Origin of the sequence: Novosphingobium sp. YAF33 (genome assembly GCF_052113265.1) — a bacterium.
Lineage (GTDB): Bacteria > Pseudomonadota > Alphaproteobacteria > Sphingomonadales > Sphingomonadaceae > Novosphingobium.
In genome coordinates this window covers 1-17,754 of sequence record NZ_JBFRCW010000030.1, presented here as the reverse complement: position 1 = coordinate 17,754, position 17,754 = coordinate 1, and the positions used below count along the sequence as shown (strand labels likewise).

Here is a 17,754-nt window from a genome sequence, read left to right as displayed (position 1 = left end):
GCGAAGTATTCCTTGGAGAGCGGCGGCCGCTCGTAAGGATGCTCCGGCTCGCGGCCGATGACGGTGATGGTCCCCTCGAAACCGTTCTGGCGAAGGGCGATCGCGCATTGCGCACCGCCGTGCCCGGCTCCCACGATAACGACGTCTGCCTTGCTCATGGCCGGTTGGGTTCCAGCAATTTTGCCTCCGGGTCAATGCCCCGGCACGAAATTGAATTGCCGTGGAAGACGATATCGCGATTTCGAAGGACAGCCCTCAGGCCCGAGCTTCCTCGAAGGCACCCATCGTCAGTTCCAGCGAACGGATCTGAGCATCGGGATCGAAGATCGCGCCGGAAACGATCAGCTCGTCCGCCTGGGTGCGCTCCACGAAGGCCCTGATCTCGTCCCGCACCCGCGCCGGGGTGCCCACCGCGCTGACCGAGCGCACTTGCTCCAGCATCGCCTTGGCCGCACCCGGCAACCCTTCGCGATAATCGCGGATCGGCGGCGGCAGGCGGCCGGGCGACCCGGTGCGCAGGGCGACGAAGCTCTGGTCCGTGGAGGAGGCAAGATAGCGCGCCTCCTCGTCGGTATCGGCGGCGACGACATTGATGCCGGCCATGAAGTGCGGCTTGTCCAGCACTTTGCCGGGCTCGAAGCGCTCGCGGTAGATCCGGGCGGCCTCGTCCAGCATGGCCGGCGCGAAGTGCGAGGCGAAAGCATAGGGCAGGCCGAGCATGGCCGCGAGTTGGGCACCGAACAGGCTGGAGCCGAGGATCCACATCTGTACGTCCGCGCCGTCGGCCTGGGGCGAGGAAACGCCGCCCACCGCCTGTCCGGCGAAGCGGGCCTGGAGTTCCACGACATCCTGCGGGAACCGCTCGGACGCGCCGTGGATGTCCTTGCGCAGGGCATTGGCGAGCCGCCCGTCCGCACCCGCCGCGCGGCCGAGGCCAAGGTCGACGCGGCCGGGGAACAGCGCAGCCAGCGTGCCGAACTGCTCCGCGATGATGTAGGGCGTGTGATTGGGCAGCATGATGCCGCCCGCGCCAATGCGGATCGTGGAGGTGGCCGCGCCGATATGCGCGAGCACGACCGACGTGGCTCCGCCCGCGATCCCGTCCATGCCGTGGTGTTCCGCCACCCAGTAGCGCGAATAGCCGGCCTTTTCGGCGGCCTGCGCGGTGCGGGCGGAAAGGGCGAGCGCTTCGGCGACAGTGCCGCCTTCGCGCACGGAGACGAGATCGAGGACGGAGAGTGGCGTCATGGCTTCGATGTTCCTTCCGGCCCAAGCTGGGCGAGATATTCCTTGGCGGTGGCGGCGGACGGGCTTTCAGGGTTCATCGTGACCACGGAGTTCCAGCTGTGCCGCGCGGCATCGTCGCGCCCGCCGAGCACGGCGATCACGCCTGCTTCCAGCCCGATCTCCGCATCCTGCGGGGCGAGCTGCGCAGCCTTCTCGATCTGGGTCTGTGCCTCGATCAACTGCTTCTGGCGGCGCGCAAGCGTGGCGGAGAGCAGCCAGGCCTGCGCATTGTCGGGATCGGCGGTGCGGGCATCGGCAAGCGCCCGCCCGGCTTCCTCGTTCTGGCCCAGCGAGACGAGCGCGCGGGCGCGGTCGAGCGCGATGGACGCGCCGAGCGAGCCGTCGCTGGCGGTCTTGGCCTCCACGGCGGCGGGCGCCAGCAGGGTCAGCGCCTCGCCTGCCTTGCCGTCGGCCAGGGCGGCATTGCCCGCCATGGCGCCCAGCCGGGCGCGGCTGAGATGGTCGCCGGGATCGGCGGCATCGCGGGCCTGGACGAAGACCGTGCGCGCCTCGGCCCAGCGGTCGAGATCGGCCAGCGCCACGCCCAGGCACAGCCCCGCACGCACGCGCTCGCGGCCCTGGGCGCTGGAAAGCGCCTTGCGCGCCACTTCGGCCGAGCGCTCGGGATCGGCCTCCACCGCCAGCAGGCAGCCGTTTTCGGCCCGGAGCGGCAAAGGCCCTGCGAACTGCGCCGATTCGGTGCGGCGCTTGCGTTCCTCGTCCTCCTTCTTCTCGACGATCTCACGCGGGAGCGCCGAGGCGTAAGGGCTGGAAATGCCCCCCGCGTCGAGGGTGGATTGCATCAGCATGAGGGGAAGAAGGATGGGCATGGAAAGACGGTCCTAGCAGGATCAGGGCAGGATCAAGCCGCCGGATCGCGGGCGAGGACCAGTTCGGCAACCGTGCGGAGAAGCAGGTGGATGTCGGACTCGCGCGAGAGGCGGTGGTCACCGTCCTTGATCAGCGCGACCTGCACGTCGGCTGAACGCAGGCGCTCGGCCAGTTTCACCGAAACGTCCCAGGGCACCTCGGCATCGCGCTGGCCGTGCAGCAGGCGAACCGGACCGTCGAAGGCGATTTCCTTGCCGAGCATGAGGTTGGCCTGGCCGTCCGCCCAGAAACCGGGGTGAGTGGGAGTGGGTTCGGGACCGTAAGGATTGTCTTCCCAGAGCGTTTCGCCATCCGCCAGAATGTTCTTGTCCATCTGGGCGATGCCCCAGTCGGTGAAGTCCGGCGCGGGTGCCACGCCGATCAGGCCGCGCACCTTGCCGGCCAGCGCCTCTGCCACCATCAGCATGAGCCAGCCGCCCATGGACGAGCCCACCAGCACCACCTGTTCCAGCGCGGCGGCAGCGATCACGGCAAGGACCTCGTCCCGCCAGCGGGAGAGCGTGCCTTCGGCAAAATCGCCCGGACTGTCGCCGCAGCCGGAATAGTCGAGCAGCAGGCAGGGGCGGCCGCTGGCCTGGGCCATCTCGAACAGGGCCGTGGCCTTGCTGCCCGCCATGTCCGACATGTAGCCGGGCAGGAACACGATCGTGGGGCCGGTGCCGGGGGTGAAACGGTGGGCGATACGGCGCCCGTCGGGCAGCTCCAGATAACGTGTCTCGGTCATGGCCGCCCATCTGGGGTCGCGCGGCAGCGAGGACAAGGCCCGGATATCGGCAGAGTTCCGGTTGCGGCCCACACCGATCGCGGCTTAAGAGGCCATCTGGAATTTGCCGAGGGCGAATTTGGCGGACTGGCACCGATCGGAAGATGCCCTGAAGGCATCTGCACCAGGTCGCGGCCCGAGCGCCGGAAACAGGAAGTCGTCCAAGAATGTCCGCGCAGATTCTCGACTTTCCGACCCGCCCCAGCCGGCTCGCCCTGCGCCTCGAATGGTTCGCCACCGAGCGGTCGGTGCTGCTGGCGATCTGGGCGCTCTATTTCGCGCTGCGCGTGGCGGTGCTGCTGATCGACGTGACGCCCACATCCGACGCCGCGTCCTACTTTGCGCGCGCTGCGGGTCTCGCCGCCGGGCAAGGCTACATGGACAAGGGCCTGCCGACCGCGTTCTGGCCCCCGGGCCTGCCGCTGGCGCTTTCCGTGATGTTCCACCAGTTCGGCATTTCGCAAGTCTCGCTGGGGCTGTTCAACCTGGGCGCCTCGATGCTGACCGGGTTGCTGACGCTGGCGCTGGGCCGCCACATCTTCGGCAGCGAGGCGGCGGCGCGCGGCGGCCTGCTGCTGCTGGCGGTCTATCCCAATGCCATCGCCTACGTCCCGCTCGCGCTGACCGAAGTGTTCTACACCATGCTGCTGCTCGCGGGCTGCTGGGCGGTGATGGCGCGCACCAACCGCTGGCAGCTGATCGGCGCGGGACTGATCTTCGGTTTCGCGACCCTGGTGAAAGCGCAGACGCTGGTGGTGGTGCCTCTGATCTTCGCCATCGACTGGCTGCGCGCGCGCGGTATGTGGCGCCGGCTTCCCGGCCTGCTGGTGGAGGGCTTGATCGTCATCGCCGTCGCGGCACTGGTGGTGGCGCCGTGGACGGCGCGCAACCACGCCCGGCTCGGCCACTGGGTCGCCGTCTCCACCAATGGCGGCTACACCCTGCTGACCGGCAACCATGACAGCGCCACCGGCGATTTCACCCCGAACGCCCCGGTCGTGCAGCGGTTCATGGCCCGGACCGACCTCGACGAGGTGGCCAGCGACAAGGAGGCCGCGCGCATGGGTCTCGCGTGGATCCGCGAGAATCCCGGCAAGTTCGCCGCTCTGGCGCCCAGGAAGCTCATGCGCCTCTGGCTGCCGGACGGAGAGGCGGAATGGGCCTATCAGGGCGGCGCACCGAACTATCCGCGCTTCGAGGCGCTCTACCGCGCGGTCCGCTATGCCAACCAGGGCTACTACGCGCTGCTGATGATCGGGTTCGCGGCGGCTTTCGCGGTGATGACCTTGCGCCGCCTGCGCGAAAGGACGCGCTGGGCGGGATGGTGGCTGCTGCCTTACGGCGTGGCGCTCTATCCGACGCTGATCTGCCTGCTGTTTTCCGGGCAGTCACGCTTCCATTATCCGGTCATGCCTTTCATCTGCATGACCGTGGGCTGGCTTGTGGCAACCGGGGTGGAGCGCCTGGCCTGGGCGCGGCGCAAGCCGACGATCCACTGAGGGATCGGCAGCCGGCCAGATCAGGAGCAGGTCAGAGCAGCGCCGGCCCGATCACGCGCACGATCACCGTGCCGGGCGTGGCCTCGGCGCTTTCGACCTTGCGATGGCTGGAGGTGCGCGCATCGAGCAGGATCAGGCCGATGGCGAGCGCAAGCGCCGCCGCCATCCACAAGCCTATCCCGCCAATTCGACCCGACATCGCTCACCCCTTCAGGAATATTTCCTCGATCCTCATAGCAAAGACCTCGGCAATGCGAAATGCCAGTGGCAGCGAGGGGTCGTACTTGCCGGTTTCGATGGCGTTCACGCTCTGACGGCTGACCTCCAGGCGATCGGCGAGGTCTTGCTGGCTCCAACTACGCTCAGCGCGCAGGACCTTGAGTCGGTTCTTCAAGAGTGATCCGCCCCGGCCTTCATGCTTCCGAACGTCAGGCGATTGAACAGAGCTCCAACCGCCAGCCCCAGACACCATAGCGGCATTACGAAGAACACGGGAAACCGGGGAACTTCCGGCGAATAGAGTTCGAGAATGCCCCACATGCTCGTCGCCGCCAGGGTCATGCCGGTGGCGACCAGAAACTTGCGGACTTCCAGCATGCGCAGATATTCGTCTTCCAGTTCGACCAGCAGGCGCCCCATCGCCCAGAGCCACCCGATCACGGCAAGGCCTGGCAGGATGGAGAGCGAGATAGTCCGCACGTCGGCCGGTGCATGATCGGGAATCAGCGCCGTCGCCAGCGCGATCCCGGCCACATAGGCCAGGGTGATCGGCAAGAAGCGCATCATGTAGCGGCGACGCGCCTGCTGTGTGCCTGCCATCTGGAGTTCCTTTCTCAGTCTCTATGGTCAAGGGTACATGACCATGTGTAAAGGAAGGTTGTCATAGCGACTCCATCTAGTCAAGGAGCCTTTACATCATCTCCGTCGCTCTGGCGGGGTGACTTTTCGCGCGGGAATTGCTACATGCTCGGGCGATGACGCAGCTGCGCACCTTGACCACGACTACTACCACCCGGTGCTTCCGGGGACGGTTGGTCGCGGCCTGAAGGCGCAGCCACCGTCGCCCGGCGTTCGGGCGAGCGGCGTCACTCTCCCGAAAATAGCGCCGATCCTGCTGACGCCGCACCTTCACCCGGCGGCGCGCCTGTGCCATGGCGCCCCAAAGGTTTTCCGCCCGCATGCTCTGGTATGGCATGGGGCAAACGAGAGATGAGTTCGTCCATGTCCGAGATGTTCAAGATCAGCCTGCCCGACGGTTCGGTTCGCGAGATGCCCGAAGGCTCCACCCCGGCCGACGTCGCCGCCGCCATCGGCCCCGGCCTTGCCAAGGCCGCGCTGGCCGCGAAGATCGACGGCGAACTGGTGGACCTGAGCCTGCCCTTCAAGGGCGACGCCAATCTCGCGCTCGTCACCAGCCGTGACGAGGAAGAGGCGCTGGACCTGGCGCGGCACGACTTCGCGCACGTCCTGGCCGAAGCGGTGCAGGCGCTGTTCCCCGGCACGCAGATCACTTTCGGCCCTTCGACGGATGACGGCTTTTACTACGACTTCGCGCCCAATCCGGAGCGCGGGCCGTTCACCGACGACGATCTTCCGGCGATCGAAGCGGAGATGCGCAAGATCATCGCCGCAAACAAGCCGCTGCGCCGCGAGGTCTGGGACCGCGAGACGCTGATCAGCCGCTGGAAGCAGCAGGGCGAGAACTTCAAGGCCGAATGGGCCGCCGAACTTCCCGGCGACGAGCCGCTGACGGTCTACTGGTCGGGCGAGGACTGGCTGGACATGTGCCGCGGCCCGCACCTGCCCTCCACCGGCAAGCTGGACCCGGCCGCTTTCAAGCTGACGCGCGTTTCCGGCGCCTACTGGCGCGGCGACCAGAAGAACGCGATGCTCAGCCGCATCTACGGCACCGGCTGGCTGAACAAGAAGCAGCTTGCCGCGCACCTGACGCGTCTTGAGGAAGCCGCCAAGCGCGACCACCGCAAGCTGGGCAATGAGATGGACCTGTTCCACCTCCAGGCCGAAGCGCACGGTTCGGTGTTCTGGCACCCCAAGGGCTACGTGATCTATCGCGCCCTTGAGGACTACATGCGCCGCGCGATCGGCCAGGCGGACTGCAAGGAAGTGAAGACCCCGCAGGTCATGGACGCGCGGCAGTGGGAAGCCTCGGGCCACTGGGGCAAGTACCGCGAGAACATGTTCGTCATCCCCGACGAAGTGCCCAACACCGAGGACGACGGCCCGATCATCTCGGACGACGCCCAGTGGATGGCGCTGAAGCCGATGAACTGCCCCGCGCACATCCTGATCTTCAAGCAAGGCATCAAGTCCTACCGCGATCTGCCGCTGCGCCTGGTCGAGAACGGCTGCTGCCACCGCAACGAGCCGCACGGCGCGCTGCACGGGCTGATGCGCGTGCGCCAGTTCACGCAGGACGACGGCCACATCTTCTGCCGCGAAGACCAGATCGTCAGCGAAGTGCAGGCTTTCTGCGAGATGGCGGACCGGGTCTACAAGGACTTCGGCTTCACGTACGCGATCAAGCTGGCACTGCGCCCCGATAACCGCATCGGCACCGACGAGCAGTGGGACAAGGCCGAGGCCGAACTGCGCGACGCCGTGGTGCGCGCGGGCCTCGCCACCGAGGAATATGGCTGGGAAGAACTTCCCGGCGAAGGCGCGTTCTATGCGCCCAAGCTGGAATGGCACCTGACCGATGCGATCGGCCGTACCTGGCAGGTGGGCACGATACAGTCCGACCGCATGCTGCCCGAGCGTCTCGACGCCAGCTACATCGGCGAGGATGGCGCGCGCCACCGCCCGGTCATGCTGCACCGCGCGATCTTCGGTTCCTATGAGCGCTTCATCGGCATCCTGATCGAGCACTTCGCCGGCAAGCTGCCGGTCTGGCTCGCCCCGGTCCAGGCCGTGGTCGCCACGATCGTTTCCGATGCCGACGACTATGCGCAGGAAGTGACGAAGAAGCTCAAGGCCGCGGGCGTGCGCGTCGAGACCGACGTGCGCAACGAGAAGATCAACTACAAGGTGCGCGAGCACTCGCTGAAGAAGGTTCCGCACCTGTTGGTCGTCGGCAAGCGCGAGGCGGAGGAACAGACCGTCGCCCTGCGTACCCTCGGCGCCGAGCACCAGAAGGTCATGACCCTCGACGAGGCGATTGCCCTGCTCAAGGTCGAAGCCACCGCGCCCGACCTCCGTGCGGACATGCCGGCATGATCAAGCGCGAACTGATCGACACCGCGTGGATCCCCGATGGGGAGAAGCTTGAGCTGTACAAGCACGATCAGGACTACATGATCGTGCTGGGCCACAACGAGCTGATGTCCACGCGCAAGTGGGGCAGCGAGGAAGCGCTCGCCACCATGGCCTGGGATCGCATCAAAGGCGTGACCAAGCGCCCGCACATGCTGATCGGCGGCTACGGCATGGGCTTCACCCTGCGCGCGGCGCTGCGTACCCTGCCTGAGGATTCCAAGCTCACCGTCGTCGAACTCGTGCCCGAGATCATCGAATGGGCACGCGGACCGATGGCCGAACTGGCGCAGGGCTGCCTGGACAATCCGCGCGTGAACCTGGTGATGGGCGATGTCGCCCACATCATCGACGGTTCGCGCGCGGCTTACGATGCCATCCTGCTCGACGTAGACAACGGCCCAGACGGCCTCGTGCGCGAAGACAACAACCAGATCTATTCGAAGGTCGGCCTGCGCGCGGCGCGCAATGCCCTGACGCCTGATGGCGTGCTGGCGATCTGGTCGGCGGGTGCGGACCCCGCCTTCACCCGCCGCCTGGAACGCGCCGGATTCAAGGTGGACGAAGTGAAGGTCTCCTCGCGCAGCAACGGCAAGGGTCCGAAGCACGTCATCTGGTTCGCCACGCCGGAGTGACCGGGCAGCAGCGCGATCGGCGCTGCCGGCCTCTCGCTCACGCGGCCTCGCATTCTCCGTCGCCCCCCATGAAGGCGGGGCGACGGCTCCTCGTTTCCCGTAAAAGGCTTTGAAAGAGCGCGATTCCCGCCCCCGCGGGCATGGCGGTGAACGCCCGCGCGCATCGCTCCCGCGACAATCAGTATGGCAGCGAGCGATCCCGACGCGCCGCCACCCGCCGCGCCTTAGCGCGTCCCGCGGCGGCGACCAGAACGCTGGTGCTCAGCAGAATACCGGAAACCAGCACACCCACCGCGACCAGGCCCGCAGGGCTGAAATCGGTGCGCGCATCCAGCTTGACCCAGTTACCCAGCTCCAAGCTGGCCTTGGCGGTTTGGCGATCCTTGGAGAGACGCTTGAGCGAGCGCATGAGCCGGTGATTCCCTTTGCTGAAACGCCGCCAGCCTTAGCACGAAGGCGAAACGGCGATCAGCCCCCGCGAGTCAGCCGCTCCAGCCAGGCCTGCGCCTGCTTCGGCTCGCCAACGGCGTCGGATTGCACCGGGCCGCGCGCGGCCAGCAATTCGCGGTGAAGCGCGAACGGCTCCATGTCCAGCTGGTCGCGCAGATCGTCGATCTCGTCGGCCATCTCGCCAAGCGCATCGAGCATCGGCGCCGCCTTGGCCTTGTGCTGCTTGTCCTTCGTGTGGCCGAACAGGCCCCACTGCCCCGCCGCCGTCGCCTGCAAGGCTTCGATCAGCGCGGCGCGGTAATCGGTTTCAAGGTCGGCACGGCGGTTGTCCATGCGTTCGAGGCGGTCTGCTCTGGCCATGTGACCGCCCTAGGCGCGCCCGGCGTTCACCACAAGACGTTCACCACAAGCGGCTCACCACAGGACGCCGTGCTTGTCGGCCACGATCGGCGGCGGCGCTTCTTCGCCGATGGACTGGAGAAGGTCGATCTCGATCGTGCGACACATCGCGTTCAGCGGCAGGTCGTGCACGGTGTTGGCGAAGGGATCGACCAGGTCGTCGCCGATGGCGAGTACCGCCAGGAACATGATGCCCGCGATCGTCGAGCCCAGCGGCGTCGCCACGCCCAGCGTCTCCACCAGGCCGATCGGCAGCAGGATGCAGAACATGTGCGTGAAGACGATCGGGAAGAAACGGTACTGATAGGGCAGCGGCGTGTTCTTGAGTCGCTCCATCCCGCCTTGGGAATTGGCGATATCGACCAGAACGGCCTCCATCTGCGCCTGCTGGATCGTGTCGATCCAGCCCTTGCGCCGCGCTTCGTCGATGCGGTGGCCGGTCTCGTCGAGAATGCCGTTCGCCACGTTGGCGCGCTCCAGCGAGGCATCGGCGTCCCCGCGCGACAGCATGCGCAGGACTTCGGCATCGGGCTTGATGCGGCGCAGCTGGCAGCGCAGCGCGTTGACGTAGGCGATCTGGCGCAGGACGATGCGGCGCTTCAGTTCGGCCGCCTCGGGATCGGGCATGAAATTGCGGGCCGCACGCGCGATGTTGCGGCTGGCATTGATCATCAGCCCCCAGAGGCCGCGCCCTTCCCACCAGCGCTGGTAGGCGGAATTGCTTCGGAAGCCGAGGAACAGCGCCAGCGCCGAGCCGAACAGCGTCACCGGCAGTTCGGGCGCATGGAAGGGCAGCACGAAATAGGTCACCGTGACGATGATGTCCCACACGAACAGCAAGGTCAGCGGTTTCCAGATTTCGCGGAAGATCTGGACAGGTTGCAGCGAGGCAGTGACGATCATTGCTTGGCGGAATCCCCTCCATGCGCCGATGTGGCGGCATGCGACAGCGCGACAGAAGTGCCCGAAACCGGCCTCAAGGTGAACCAGTCCGCCCTGTCGATGGCGACGAGAAAGCCCAGCACGCCCAGACCGAAGAGCAATAGCAGAAAATTACCGACAAGCGATTGGCGAAGGCGAGTCCGCTCGGCGTCAGACATGTGGCGCATGGTGAGTCTCCTTTTCCAGATACGCGAACGGGTAAACTGGGGAAGGATAATTTCGATTGCATCGAACTTGCGTGACATTTCTTTGCTGCAACGCAGCAGACACGATGTGCGGTGCAGCAGAAACGGCAGGCCGCCGGCCGCTATCGAAAATATTTTGAAATGAAATGGAAATTGTCCGGCATCCGACGCGGTCCGGTTGGACCGGCGGTCAGAAAGGCAGGACATCCTTGGCCAGAATCAGCGCCAGTGCGCAGCCGCACACAAGCGCGGCGCGCAGAAGTTCACCCTGCCGGAGGTTCTGAGCGCCATGCGCAAGTGCGACGATACGAGCCATGCATGCGGTAATGCACGTCAACCCCTTGCCAATCCGTTAAACCCCGTGGTTCCGGGATTACCCGCGATCAGCGCGACGGCATCTGCTGGCTGGAGCAGTGGAACGAGCCACCGCCGGCCAGAACCGCGTCGGCCATGATGCCCACGGTATCGCGGTCGGGGAACAAGTCCGCGATCGCCGCCACGCCCGCTTCGTCATGCTCCGTGCCGTAGATCGGTACGACCACCAGCTTGGAGGTGATCGCGAAGTTCATGTAGCTGGCAGGCTCGATCCGGCCGTCCGTTTCCACCCGGCCGGGCGAGGGGACTTCGCGCACGGTCACGCCCATGGCCTCGGCACGGGCCTTGGCGTCGGCATAGATGGCGGCGTTAGGGTCGTTCGGGCCCGTCGCCCGCGGCAGGGCCAGGACGTTCGCCGCCACGAAGCGGGCGAGGTTGTCGACATGGCCATCGGTATGGTCATTGATAAGGCCCTCACCCAGCCACAGCACCCGGTCGTAACCGAGGTCGCGCCGAAGCCGCATTTCCAGATCGCCGCGCGTCAGGTGCGGGTTGCGATTGGGATTGAGCAGGCATTGTTCGGTGGTGGCGACCAGGCCGGTGCCGTCCCCGTCGAGCGCGCCGCCTTCCAGGATCCAATCCGCCGTCTCGACATCCAGCCCGGCATCGCGCGCCAGTTCGGCGCCGATCTCCTGGTCGCCGTCCATCAGGTACTTGCCGCCCCAGCCATTGAAGCCGAACCGCATCGCCTTCAGCGCACGGTTGCCGTCGGCCACGACCAGCGGCCCGGTATCGCGCAGCCAGACATCGCCATAATGGCGCACTTCCAGCTTCACTTTCGACGAGGCCAGCGAGGCCGCCCGCGCCCGGTTGGCCTCATCGCGCACGACCAGGCGCACTTCCTGCCCCGATTCGGCAACGGCGGATGCGAAAGCAGCCATCTGCTCCTGCGCGGCTTCGAGGAAACCCGGCCATTCCACGGGATCGTGCGGAAATCCGATCCAGATCCAGTCCTGGGCATGCCATTCGGGGGGAAGGGCGAACGTCACGGGGCAACCTCCTTCAGCCGCGGAGCAAGGCCTGCCGCCGCGAATGGCCGAGCCGATAGAAGAGCGCCGCCTTCGGGGCAATGCCGCAATGTCACCGGGTACGCCGGCCTGCCGCCCCGATTTGGCATTCCCGTGCCCGCAGGCGCTTGCCCTGCGCGGCGGCGGCGGGCAGGAAGCCGGGATGGATGCCGAACCCAATGCCGCACCTCAGGCCGACTGGACCGGCGCGATCGCCCGTGCCCGCGCCCATGCTCCCTACCTCTCCAGCGCGCTGGACCGCCTGCCCGCGTTGACCGAAAGGCTCGCCGCCGGACAAGGCGATGCCGCCCTGGACTGGGCGCGTGCCGCCGGTGAAGGCGCGCCCAGCGTCGGCGCGGCTTTGCGTCGCGAGAAGCAGGCCCTGGCCCTTGCGCTCGCCATCGGCGACCTGGCCGGAGCCTTCCCGTTGCTCAAGGTAACGGGCGAACTGTCCGCCCTGGCCGACCGCGCGCTGGACGCCGCCATCGCGGAAGGCATCCGCCGCCGCGTGCCCGATGCCGAGCCGGCCGGTTTCCTGGCCCTCGCCCTCGGCAAGCACGGCGCGGGCGAGCTGAACTACAGCTCGGACATCGATCCGATCCTGCTGTTCGACCCCCAGCTGCTCCCCCGCCGCGAACGCGACGAACCGGGCGAAGCAGCCCAGCGCGTGGCGCGCGCCGTGGTGGAAACGCTCGCCGGCGTGACCGACGAGGGCTACGTGTTCCGCACCGATTTGCGCCTGCGCCCGGCCTCCGAGGTCAGTCCGCTGGCGATCTCGATCAACGGCGCACTGACTCATTACGAATCATCCGCCCTGGCCTGGGAACGCGCCGCCTTCATCCGCGCCCGCGCCTGCTCGGGCGACATTGCCGCGGGGGAGGCTTTCCTCGCAGCGATCCGCTCGTTCGTCTGGCGCAAAAGCCTCGATTTCGGCGCCATTGCCGAGATCGGTCGCCTCACCGCGCAGATTCGCGCCAATAGCCGCGGCAGCGTGACGGTCGGCCCCGGCTTCGACCTCAAGAAAGGCCGCGGCGGCATTCGCGAGGTGGAGTTCTACGCCCAGACTCACCAGCTCATTCACGGCGGCCGCAACCCCGCGCTGCGCCTGCGCGGGACGCGCGCCACCCTCGATGCCCTGGCCGAAGCGGGCCTGGTCCCGCCCGAGGATGCCCGCCTGCTGGGCGAAAGCTACGACCGCCTGCGCACCGTCGAGCACCGCCTGCAGATGATGCAGGATCAGCAGACCCATTCGCTGCCCGTGAAGGAAGACCTGCTTGACGAAGTGGCCCGGCTCGACGGCCTGCCGGACGGCGCGGCACTGATCGCCGAACTGACCCGGATCACCGATGCCGTGGGCGAGCGCTACGATGCACTGGTCATGGCCAACCTGCCGCCGGGCAGTGGAACCGGCGGGGGCTCCGCGGTAGCCGTGCCGGCGCCGGCTCAGGAGGATCTGCGCGACGAACTCATGCGCATGGGTTTCGCCGATCCCGACGCCATGGTCTCGCGGATCGAGGGCTGGCTCTCCGGCCGGATGCGCGCCTTGCGATCCGATGCCGCCAGAGTGGCTTTCGAGGCGATCCGCCCCGGACTGCTCGCCGCCCTGGCCGCCGCGCCGGAACCGGAGCGCGCCATGGCGCGGTGGGAGCAACTGCTCAACAACCTGCCCACGGCGATCAACCTGTTCCGCCTGCTGGAGGCGCGCCCCGCCCTGATCGAACGGCTGGCGCGGATCCTCAGCCTGGCCCCGCCGCTGGCCGATGCACTCGCCCGCCGCGCCGACCTGCTGGACCCGCTGATCGACGCCAGCGCCTTCGACCTCCCCGGCACCCTGCCCGAGCTGGTCGACGAATTCGAGCGATTCGAACCCGGTGACGATTACGAGCGCAAGCTCAACACCGTGCGCCGCAAAGTCGGCGATCGCCGCTTCGCTCTCGGCGTGCAGCTGATCGAAGGCGTCAACGATCCGCTGGAGATCAGCCATGCCCTCGGCCGCATCGCCGAAGCCGCGCTGGTGGTTCTCACCGACGCCGCCGTGGCGGAATTCCGGGAGGTTCACGGCGAAGTGCCGGACAGCGAGCTGGCCGTGCTGGGCCTCGGGCGGATGGGCGGCGGCGTGCTCACCCATGCCTCAGACCTCGATCTCATCTACCTGTTCACCGGCGACTTTGCGGGCGAATCGAACGGCCGCCGGCCGCTTGGCGCCACGCTCTACTACAACCGCCTGTCCCAGCGCGTGACCGCCGCGCTCTCCGTGCAGACGGCCGAAGGCGCGCTCTACGAAGTGGACACGCGCCTGCGCCCCTCTGGCGAGCAAGGCCCCCCCGCCGCCAGTCTCGAAAGCTTCGCCCGCTACCAGCAGGAGCAGGCCTGGACCTGGGAGCACATGGCGCTCTGCCGCGCGCGGGCGCTCTACGGCAGCGAAGAGGCGCGCGGCCGCCTCGCCGCGATCGTCCGCGACGTCCTCACCGCACCGCGCGATCCGGTGAAACTGCGAACCGATGTCCTGGAAATGCGCGCGCGCATGGCCGAGCACAAACCGCCCAAGGGTCCGCTCGACGTCAAGCTGATGCGTGGCGGGCTGGTCGATCTCGAATTCCTGGTTCACTTCACACAGCTTCGCAGCGGCGCCGGCCTGGATGCGGATCTGGGTGAGGCGCTGCGCCTGCTCAATGCGCAATCCCTGCTCCCGGACAGCCTGCAGCAGGCGCACGACGTGCTGACCCGCCTGCTCGTGGCCGCCCGCCTGCTGGCGCCCGATTCGCTCAAGCCGGTCAGCGCCGCCTGCATGGCGCTTGTTCGCGCATGCGGCTATGGCGACTGGCAGGACCTCGAAACCAGCCTGGCCCAGGCCCGCGCGCAAGTGGCGGCAGCATGGGTGGAGGCCTTCGACGAAGCACTGGAGATTTCCCGATGACCACCCGCCTTCCCGAAACCGGCGACACTTTCCCCGACGTCGCGCTCGAAACGCCCGAAGGCGGCAGCATCAAGGCCTCGGACTTCGCGGGGCGCAAACTGGTGGTGTTCTTCTATCCCAAGGACAGCACCCCGGGCTGCACCACCGAAAACATCGAGTTCTCGGCCCTTAAGGATCAGTTCGAAGCGGCGGGCACCGCGCTGCTCGGCGTCAGCAAGGACTCGGCGAAAAGGCACCAGAATTTCATCGCCAAGCACGATCTCAAGGCCCCGCTCGCCACGGACACAGAGGAAAACGGCCTCTCCGACGCACTCGGCATCTGGACCGAAAAGCAGAACTACGGGCGTACCTATATGGGCATGGTGCGCACCACCTACCTGATCGGACCGGACGGCAAGATCGCCCGCGTGTGGAACAAGGTGAAGGTCAAGGACCACGCCCAGCAGGTGCTGGAGGCCGCGAAGGCCCTCTGATGTCCCGTTCGCCGGTAATAACCCGATCCGTCGCTTCCGCGATCCGCGAGGCGCTGCTCGAATGCGATCCACGCGCGAAGGCCATGATGACGCGCAAGGTCGCGCGCGATTGGCGGCTCGGCCGGCTTTCCTTCGTGTTCGACGTGGCCATGCCCGCGGTCCCGGGACGGCCGGAAGCCCCGGAACTTCTGCCGCCGAGCCGCATGCCCAAGCGCGGCAAGGGCGGCTCGGAACGCGGGCGAATCGCACTCTGGCACGCCCTCGCCCATATCGAATTCGTGGCGATCGACCTTGCACTCGACATGGCGGGTCGATTCGGCGGCGAAATGGACGAACGCTTCGTCGGCGATTTCCTCTCGGTCGCCGCCGACGAGGCCATGCATTATGCGCTGATCGACCGTCATCTGCGCGGCCTCGGCAGCCATTACGGCGCCCTGCCCGCGCATGACGGCCTTTGGGAAGCGGCGGGAAAGACGTCGCATGACGTGGCGGCCCGGCTCGCCGTCGTGCCGATGGTGCTCGAAGCACGCGGCCTGGATGTTACCCCGGCCACCCTCGATCGGGTGAAAGCCAATGGCGACGAGCGCGGCGCGCGCATCCTCCAACGAATCCTTGACGATGAAATCCGGCACGTTCGGTTCGGCGCAATTCATTTCGCCGAGGTCGCCGAACGGTTGAACGAGAGCCGGAACGACCTCTGGAAAACCCTGGTTTCCCGCCACTTTGGAGGGGCTGTTAAGCCGCCGTTCAACGACTCGGCGCGCCTCGCAGCCGGTTTACCGCGCGATCTCTACGCCAGTCTTGCTTGATCGCAATCGTTCGGCATAACTCCAGATCACGAGACGGCGGGGGGTTCCGACCATCTCCAGTTAAGGGTTTGCGCGAAGCGCCGCTGTGCGTGTTCGTCATAAATACAGGCGTCGCAGGCTAACGCTCGCGGCGGATAACAAGGTATTGCGAGTGGTCGTAACGAAATTCTTCGCCAAGTTCCGCGCAGTGACCGGTGCCGTCGCCGTCGCAGGATCTCTCGTCGCCGCTCACCCGGCGATGGCCAACAGCAGCGCTGCCGCTGCCGACATTTCCGCCCCGCTTCGCTCGGCCCAGGCCGCGAACCAGTCGGCCGGCGGAGAAGACGAACAGTTCCACAACCTTTTCAGCTCCTGGCAGAACTTCGAGGAAACCGGTCTGGCTTCGGCCAAGGCCAAGCCTTCGATCCCCGGTGCCGCCAAGCTTGGCGCGGTCTCGATCCCTTCGCGCACGCCGCTTGAAGGTCTCAAGCTGACCAGCAGCTTCGGCATGCGCAACCACCCGATCCTCGGCGGTCGCCGTGCCCACAAGGGCATCGATCTCGGCGCTCCGATCGGCACGCCCATTTATGCCACTGCCGACGGCGTCGTCGGCAAGGCCGCCTGGTTCGGCGGTTATGGCCTCTTCGTTGCGCTGGAACACGGCGGCGATCTCGAAACCCGTTACGGCCACATGTCGCGCCTCAACGTTGCCGAAGGCCAGATGGTCCACAAGGGCGACGTGATTGGTTTCGTCGGCACCACCGGCAATTCCACCGGCCCGCACCTCCATTACGAAGTCCGCGTCGACGGTGAAGCCGTCAACCCGATCCCCTACATGCAGGGCGATCGCATGGCGGCAGCCGACTCCGATTCGACGGGCGGCTGATAGAGTTCCAGATCGGCCAGGGACTGCGCAAAGACAGCCCGGCCAACACGGTTTGGAGAGGAGGGAAGAGGCGGCCGAAAGGCCGCCTTTTCTTATGCCCGCAGCACGAATGCGGCGTTGGATATCGTTCGACTGGCGGATGCCGGATCTGGAGCCATTTCGATAAGCTCATGGACGAACCGGCGCATGATGATACCGGGCTCGCTGCCCGGATACCAAGCGGGCTTCGTGAACGCCGAGCAACCCTGCCCCGCGCGCATGACCATGTCTAGGATGCCTTTGGCTGGTCCTTCTCTCGATACAGCCGTCCAAGGTATGAGAATCGAGGCGGTCTGACGGATCATACCGTACGAGAGCCTCCACGGTGCTGGTGACGTTACGCCCAGGTTTCCACCAACGCGGATTAGAGCCGGGCAGCTCCGTTACGCATGAACGCTGGTCGAGCAATGGCCTGCGTAGCGGAGCCCGTAGGGCTTAGCGAAGCATGCCATTGCTCATGCAGTTCAGTTGGCGAACGCCGCACGGTCTCATGTCCAAGCGATGAGTGCGGCCTCTCCTGGTTGTAATCTTCTGCCCAAGCGGCGATCACCACGCGGGCATGGTCCAGGCTTGGGAACAGCGTCTCGTTGAGCAGCTCGTCGCGCATGCGACCCTTGGAGCTCTCGACATAGCCGTGCTGCATAGGCTTGTCCGGCGCAATATAGCGCCATTCCACCCCGACCTCCCCACACCAGGCGAGGACGGCGTTCGAAGTCAGCGCACCTAACCAAGCTTGGAGCAAAATCCCGGCGTCACGTCAGACCAGGTCCGGTTGCCGGGCGCGTAGGCGTAAAGCTAGTGACCTGCCCCCCGAAAGGTCCCTCATTCTGATGTAGAGTCTGCCCACGAGAAGGAGCAGACGCATGAGGAAGAGCCGTTTCACCGAGGCGCAGATCATCGGGATGATCAAGGAACAGGAGGCAGGGCTTCCAACGGTCGAGGTTTGCC

The 17,754-nt window shown here is 66.5% G+C and carries 20 protein-coding genes and 1 pseudogene; 8 read left to right on the top strand and 13 right to left on the bottom strand.

The genetic code is table 11. The features are described from left to right. From AB4Z00_RS26135 to AB4Z00_RS26120, 4 genes are all read right to left on the bottom strand, one after another. On the bottom strand, positions 1-158 hold a 158-nt coding region (locus AB4Z00_RS26135), incomplete at its 3' end, for an FAD-dependent oxidoreductase (RefSeq protein ID WP_442047842.1). A 97-nt stretch (positions 159-255) separates the two neighbouring features. Further along, on the bottom strand, positions 256-1,248 hold the full coding sequence (locus AB4Z00_RS26130) for an LLM class flavin-dependent oxidoreductase (protein WP_442047840.1): 993 nt from the start codon (positions 1,246-1,248) through the stop codon (positions 256-258). Further along, entirely contained in the window at positions 1,245-2,117 is an 873-nt protein-coding gene (locus AB4Z00_RS26125; RefSeq protein ID WP_442047839.1) for a tetratricopeptide repeat protein, read from the bottom strand. Before AB4Z00_RS26125 ends, AB4Z00_RS26130 begins: the two co-directional genes overlap by 4 nt. Before the next feature lie 32 nt (positions 2,118-2,149). Then, the gene (locus AB4Z00_RS26120) at positions 2,150-2,902 is read right to left on the bottom strand and encodes an alpha/beta hydrolase (RefSeq protein ID WP_442047838.1); all 753 of its coding nucleotides are present in this window, start codon (positions 2,900-2,902) and stop codon (positions 2,150-2,152) included. Positions 2,903-3,108: 206 nt separating this feature from the next. Here AB4Z00_RS26120 and AB4Z00_RS26115 point away from each other — a divergent pair, with 206 nt between their 5' ends. Further along, on the top strand, positions 3,109-4,440 hold the full coding sequence (locus AB4Z00_RS26115) for a glycosyltransferase family 39 protein (protein ID WP_442047837.1): 1,332 nt from the start codon (positions 3,109-3,111) through the stop codon (positions 4,438-4,440). A 31-nt stretch (positions 4,441-4,471) separates the two neighbouring features. Here the strand turns inward: AB4Z00_RS26115 and AB4Z00_RS26110 are convergent, their stop codons facing one another. From AB4Z00_RS26110 to AB4Z00_RS26100, 3 genes are read right to left on the bottom strand one after another with little or no spacing between them, the layout of a single operon-like run. Further along, positions 4,472-4,639, bottom strand: a complete 168-nt coding sequence (locus tag AB4Z00_RS26110) for a hypothetical protein (RefSeq protein ID WP_165921540.1) — start codon at positions 4,637-4,639, stop codon at positions 4,472-4,474. Between the two features lie 3 nt (positions 4,640-4,642). Continuing rightward, positions 4,643-4,834, bottom strand: a complete 192-nt coding sequence (locus AB4Z00_RS26105; protein WP_132269704.1) for a helix-turn-helix transcriptional regulator — start codon at positions 4,832-4,834, stop codon at positions 4,643-4,645. Next, positions 4,831-5,259 (bottom strand): hypothetical protein, encoded by a 429-nt coding sequence (locus AB4Z00_RS26100; RefSeq protein WP_132269702.1) that lies wholly within the window; start codon positions 5,257-5,259, stop codon positions 4,831-4,833. The genes AB4Z00_RS26105 and AB4Z00_RS26100 overlap by 4 nt, the downstream gene beginning before the upstream one ends. Positions 5,260-5,661: 402 nt before the next feature. Between AB4Z00_RS26100 and thrS the strand changes: the two genes are divergently transcribed. Both thrS and AB4Z00_RS26090 read left to right on the top strand, forming a co-directional pair. Beyond that, a complete protein-coding gene (gene thrS, locus AB4Z00_RS26095) occupies positions 5,662-7,674 on the top strand; it encodes a threonine--tRNA ligase (protein WP_314469053.1) in 2,013 nt (670 codons plus the stop codon). Beyond that, complete coding sequence (locus tag AB4Z00_RS26090; RefSeq protein ID WP_442047836.1) at positions 7,671-8,345, top strand: spermidine synthase; 675 nt, start codon at positions 7,671-7,673, stop codon at positions 8,343-8,345. The genes thrS and AB4Z00_RS26090 overlap by 4 nt, the downstream gene beginning before the upstream one ends. Positions 8,346-8,523: 178 nt before the next feature. On the opposite strand, the gene AB4Z00_RS26085 is transcribed toward AB4Z00_RS26090, so the two are convergent. The 5 genes from AB4Z00_RS26085 to AB4Z00_RS26065 all read right to left on the bottom strand — a co-directional run bounded on the left by AB4Z00_RS26085 (position 8,524) and on the right by AB4Z00_RS26065 (position 11,685). Beyond that, complete coding sequence (locus AB4Z00_RS26085; protein WP_442047835.1) at positions 8,524-8,754, bottom strand: hypothetical protein; 231 nt, start codon at positions 8,752-8,754, stop codon at positions 8,524-8,526. A gap of 59 nt (positions 8,755-8,813) precedes the next feature. After that, positions 8,814-9,155, bottom strand: coding sequence for a hypothetical protein (locus AB4Z00_RS26080; protein ID WP_442047834.1), 342 nt, complete (start codon positions 9,153-9,155; stop codon positions 8,814-8,816). Positions 9,156-9,209: 54 nt separating this feature from the next. Next, complete coding sequence (locus AB4Z00_RS26075) at positions 9,210-10,097, bottom strand: bestrophin family protein (protein ID WP_132269694.1); 888 nt, start codon at positions 10,095-10,097, stop codon at positions 9,210-9,212. Then, a complete protein-coding gene (locus AB4Z00_RS26070; RefSeq protein WP_243841285.1) occupies positions 10,094-10,528 on the bottom strand; it encodes a hypothetical protein in 435 nt (144 codons plus the stop codon). The genes AB4Z00_RS26075 and AB4Z00_RS26070 overlap by 4 nt, the downstream gene beginning before the upstream one ends. A 176-nt stretch (positions 10,529-10,704) precedes the next feature. Then, complete coding sequence (locus tag AB4Z00_RS26065; protein WP_442047833.1) at positions 10,705-11,685, bottom strand: agmatine deiminase family protein; 981 nt, start codon at positions 11,683-11,685, stop codon at positions 10,705-10,707. A 181-nt stretch (positions 11,686-11,866) separates the two neighbouring features. Here AB4Z00_RS26065 and AB4Z00_RS26060 point away from each other — a divergent pair, with 181 nt between their 5' ends. The 4 genes from AB4Z00_RS26060 to AB4Z00_RS26045 all read left to right on the top strand — a co-directional run bounded on the left by AB4Z00_RS26060 (position 11,867) and on the right by AB4Z00_RS26045 (position 16,767). Beyond that, positions 11,867-14,620 carry a bifunctional [glutamine synthetase] adenylyltransferase/[glutamine synthetase]-adenylyl-L-tyrosine phosphorylase gene (locus tag AB4Z00_RS26060; protein WP_442047841.1) on the top strand — a complete coding sequence of 918 codons (2,754 nt, stop codon included), beginning with the start codon at positions 11,867-11,869 and terminating at the stop codon, positions 14,618-14,620. Further along, entirely contained in the window at positions 14,617-15,093 is a 477-nt protein-coding gene (locus AB4Z00_RS26055) for a peroxiredoxin (RefSeq protein WP_134096292.1), read from the top strand. Before AB4Z00_RS26060 ends, AB4Z00_RS26055 begins: the two co-directional genes overlap by 4 nt. Further along, a complete protein-coding gene (locus tag AB4Z00_RS26050) occupies positions 15,093-15,902 on the top strand; it encodes a ferritin-like domain-containing protein (RefSeq protein ID WP_442047832.1) in 810 nt (269 codons plus the stop codon). Before AB4Z00_RS26055 ends, AB4Z00_RS26050 begins: the two co-directional genes overlap by 1 nt. Before the next feature lie 151 nt (positions 15,903-16,053). Next, positions 16,054-16,767 carry a M23 family metallopeptidase gene (locus AB4Z00_RS26045; RefSeq protein ID WP_243654451.1) on the top strand — a complete coding sequence of 238 codons (714 nt, stop codon included), beginning with the start codon at positions 16,054-16,056 and terminating at the stop codon, positions 16,765-16,767. A 403-nt stretch (positions 16,768-17,170) separates the two neighbouring features. Here the strand turns inward: AB4Z00_RS26045 and AB4Z00_RS26040 are convergent. Next, positions 17,171-17,524 (bottom strand): annotated as a pseudogene (locus AB4Z00_RS26040) (integrase core domain-containing protein); the annotation flags it as partial. A gap of 145 nt (positions 17,525-17,669) precedes the next feature. Here AB4Z00_RS26040 and AB4Z00_RS26035 point away from each other — a divergent pair. Continuing rightward, positions 17,670-17,754 (top strand): transposase (locus AB4Z00_RS26035; RefSeq protein ID WP_442047793.1); only part of this gene is annotated, 85 nt, incomplete at its 3' end.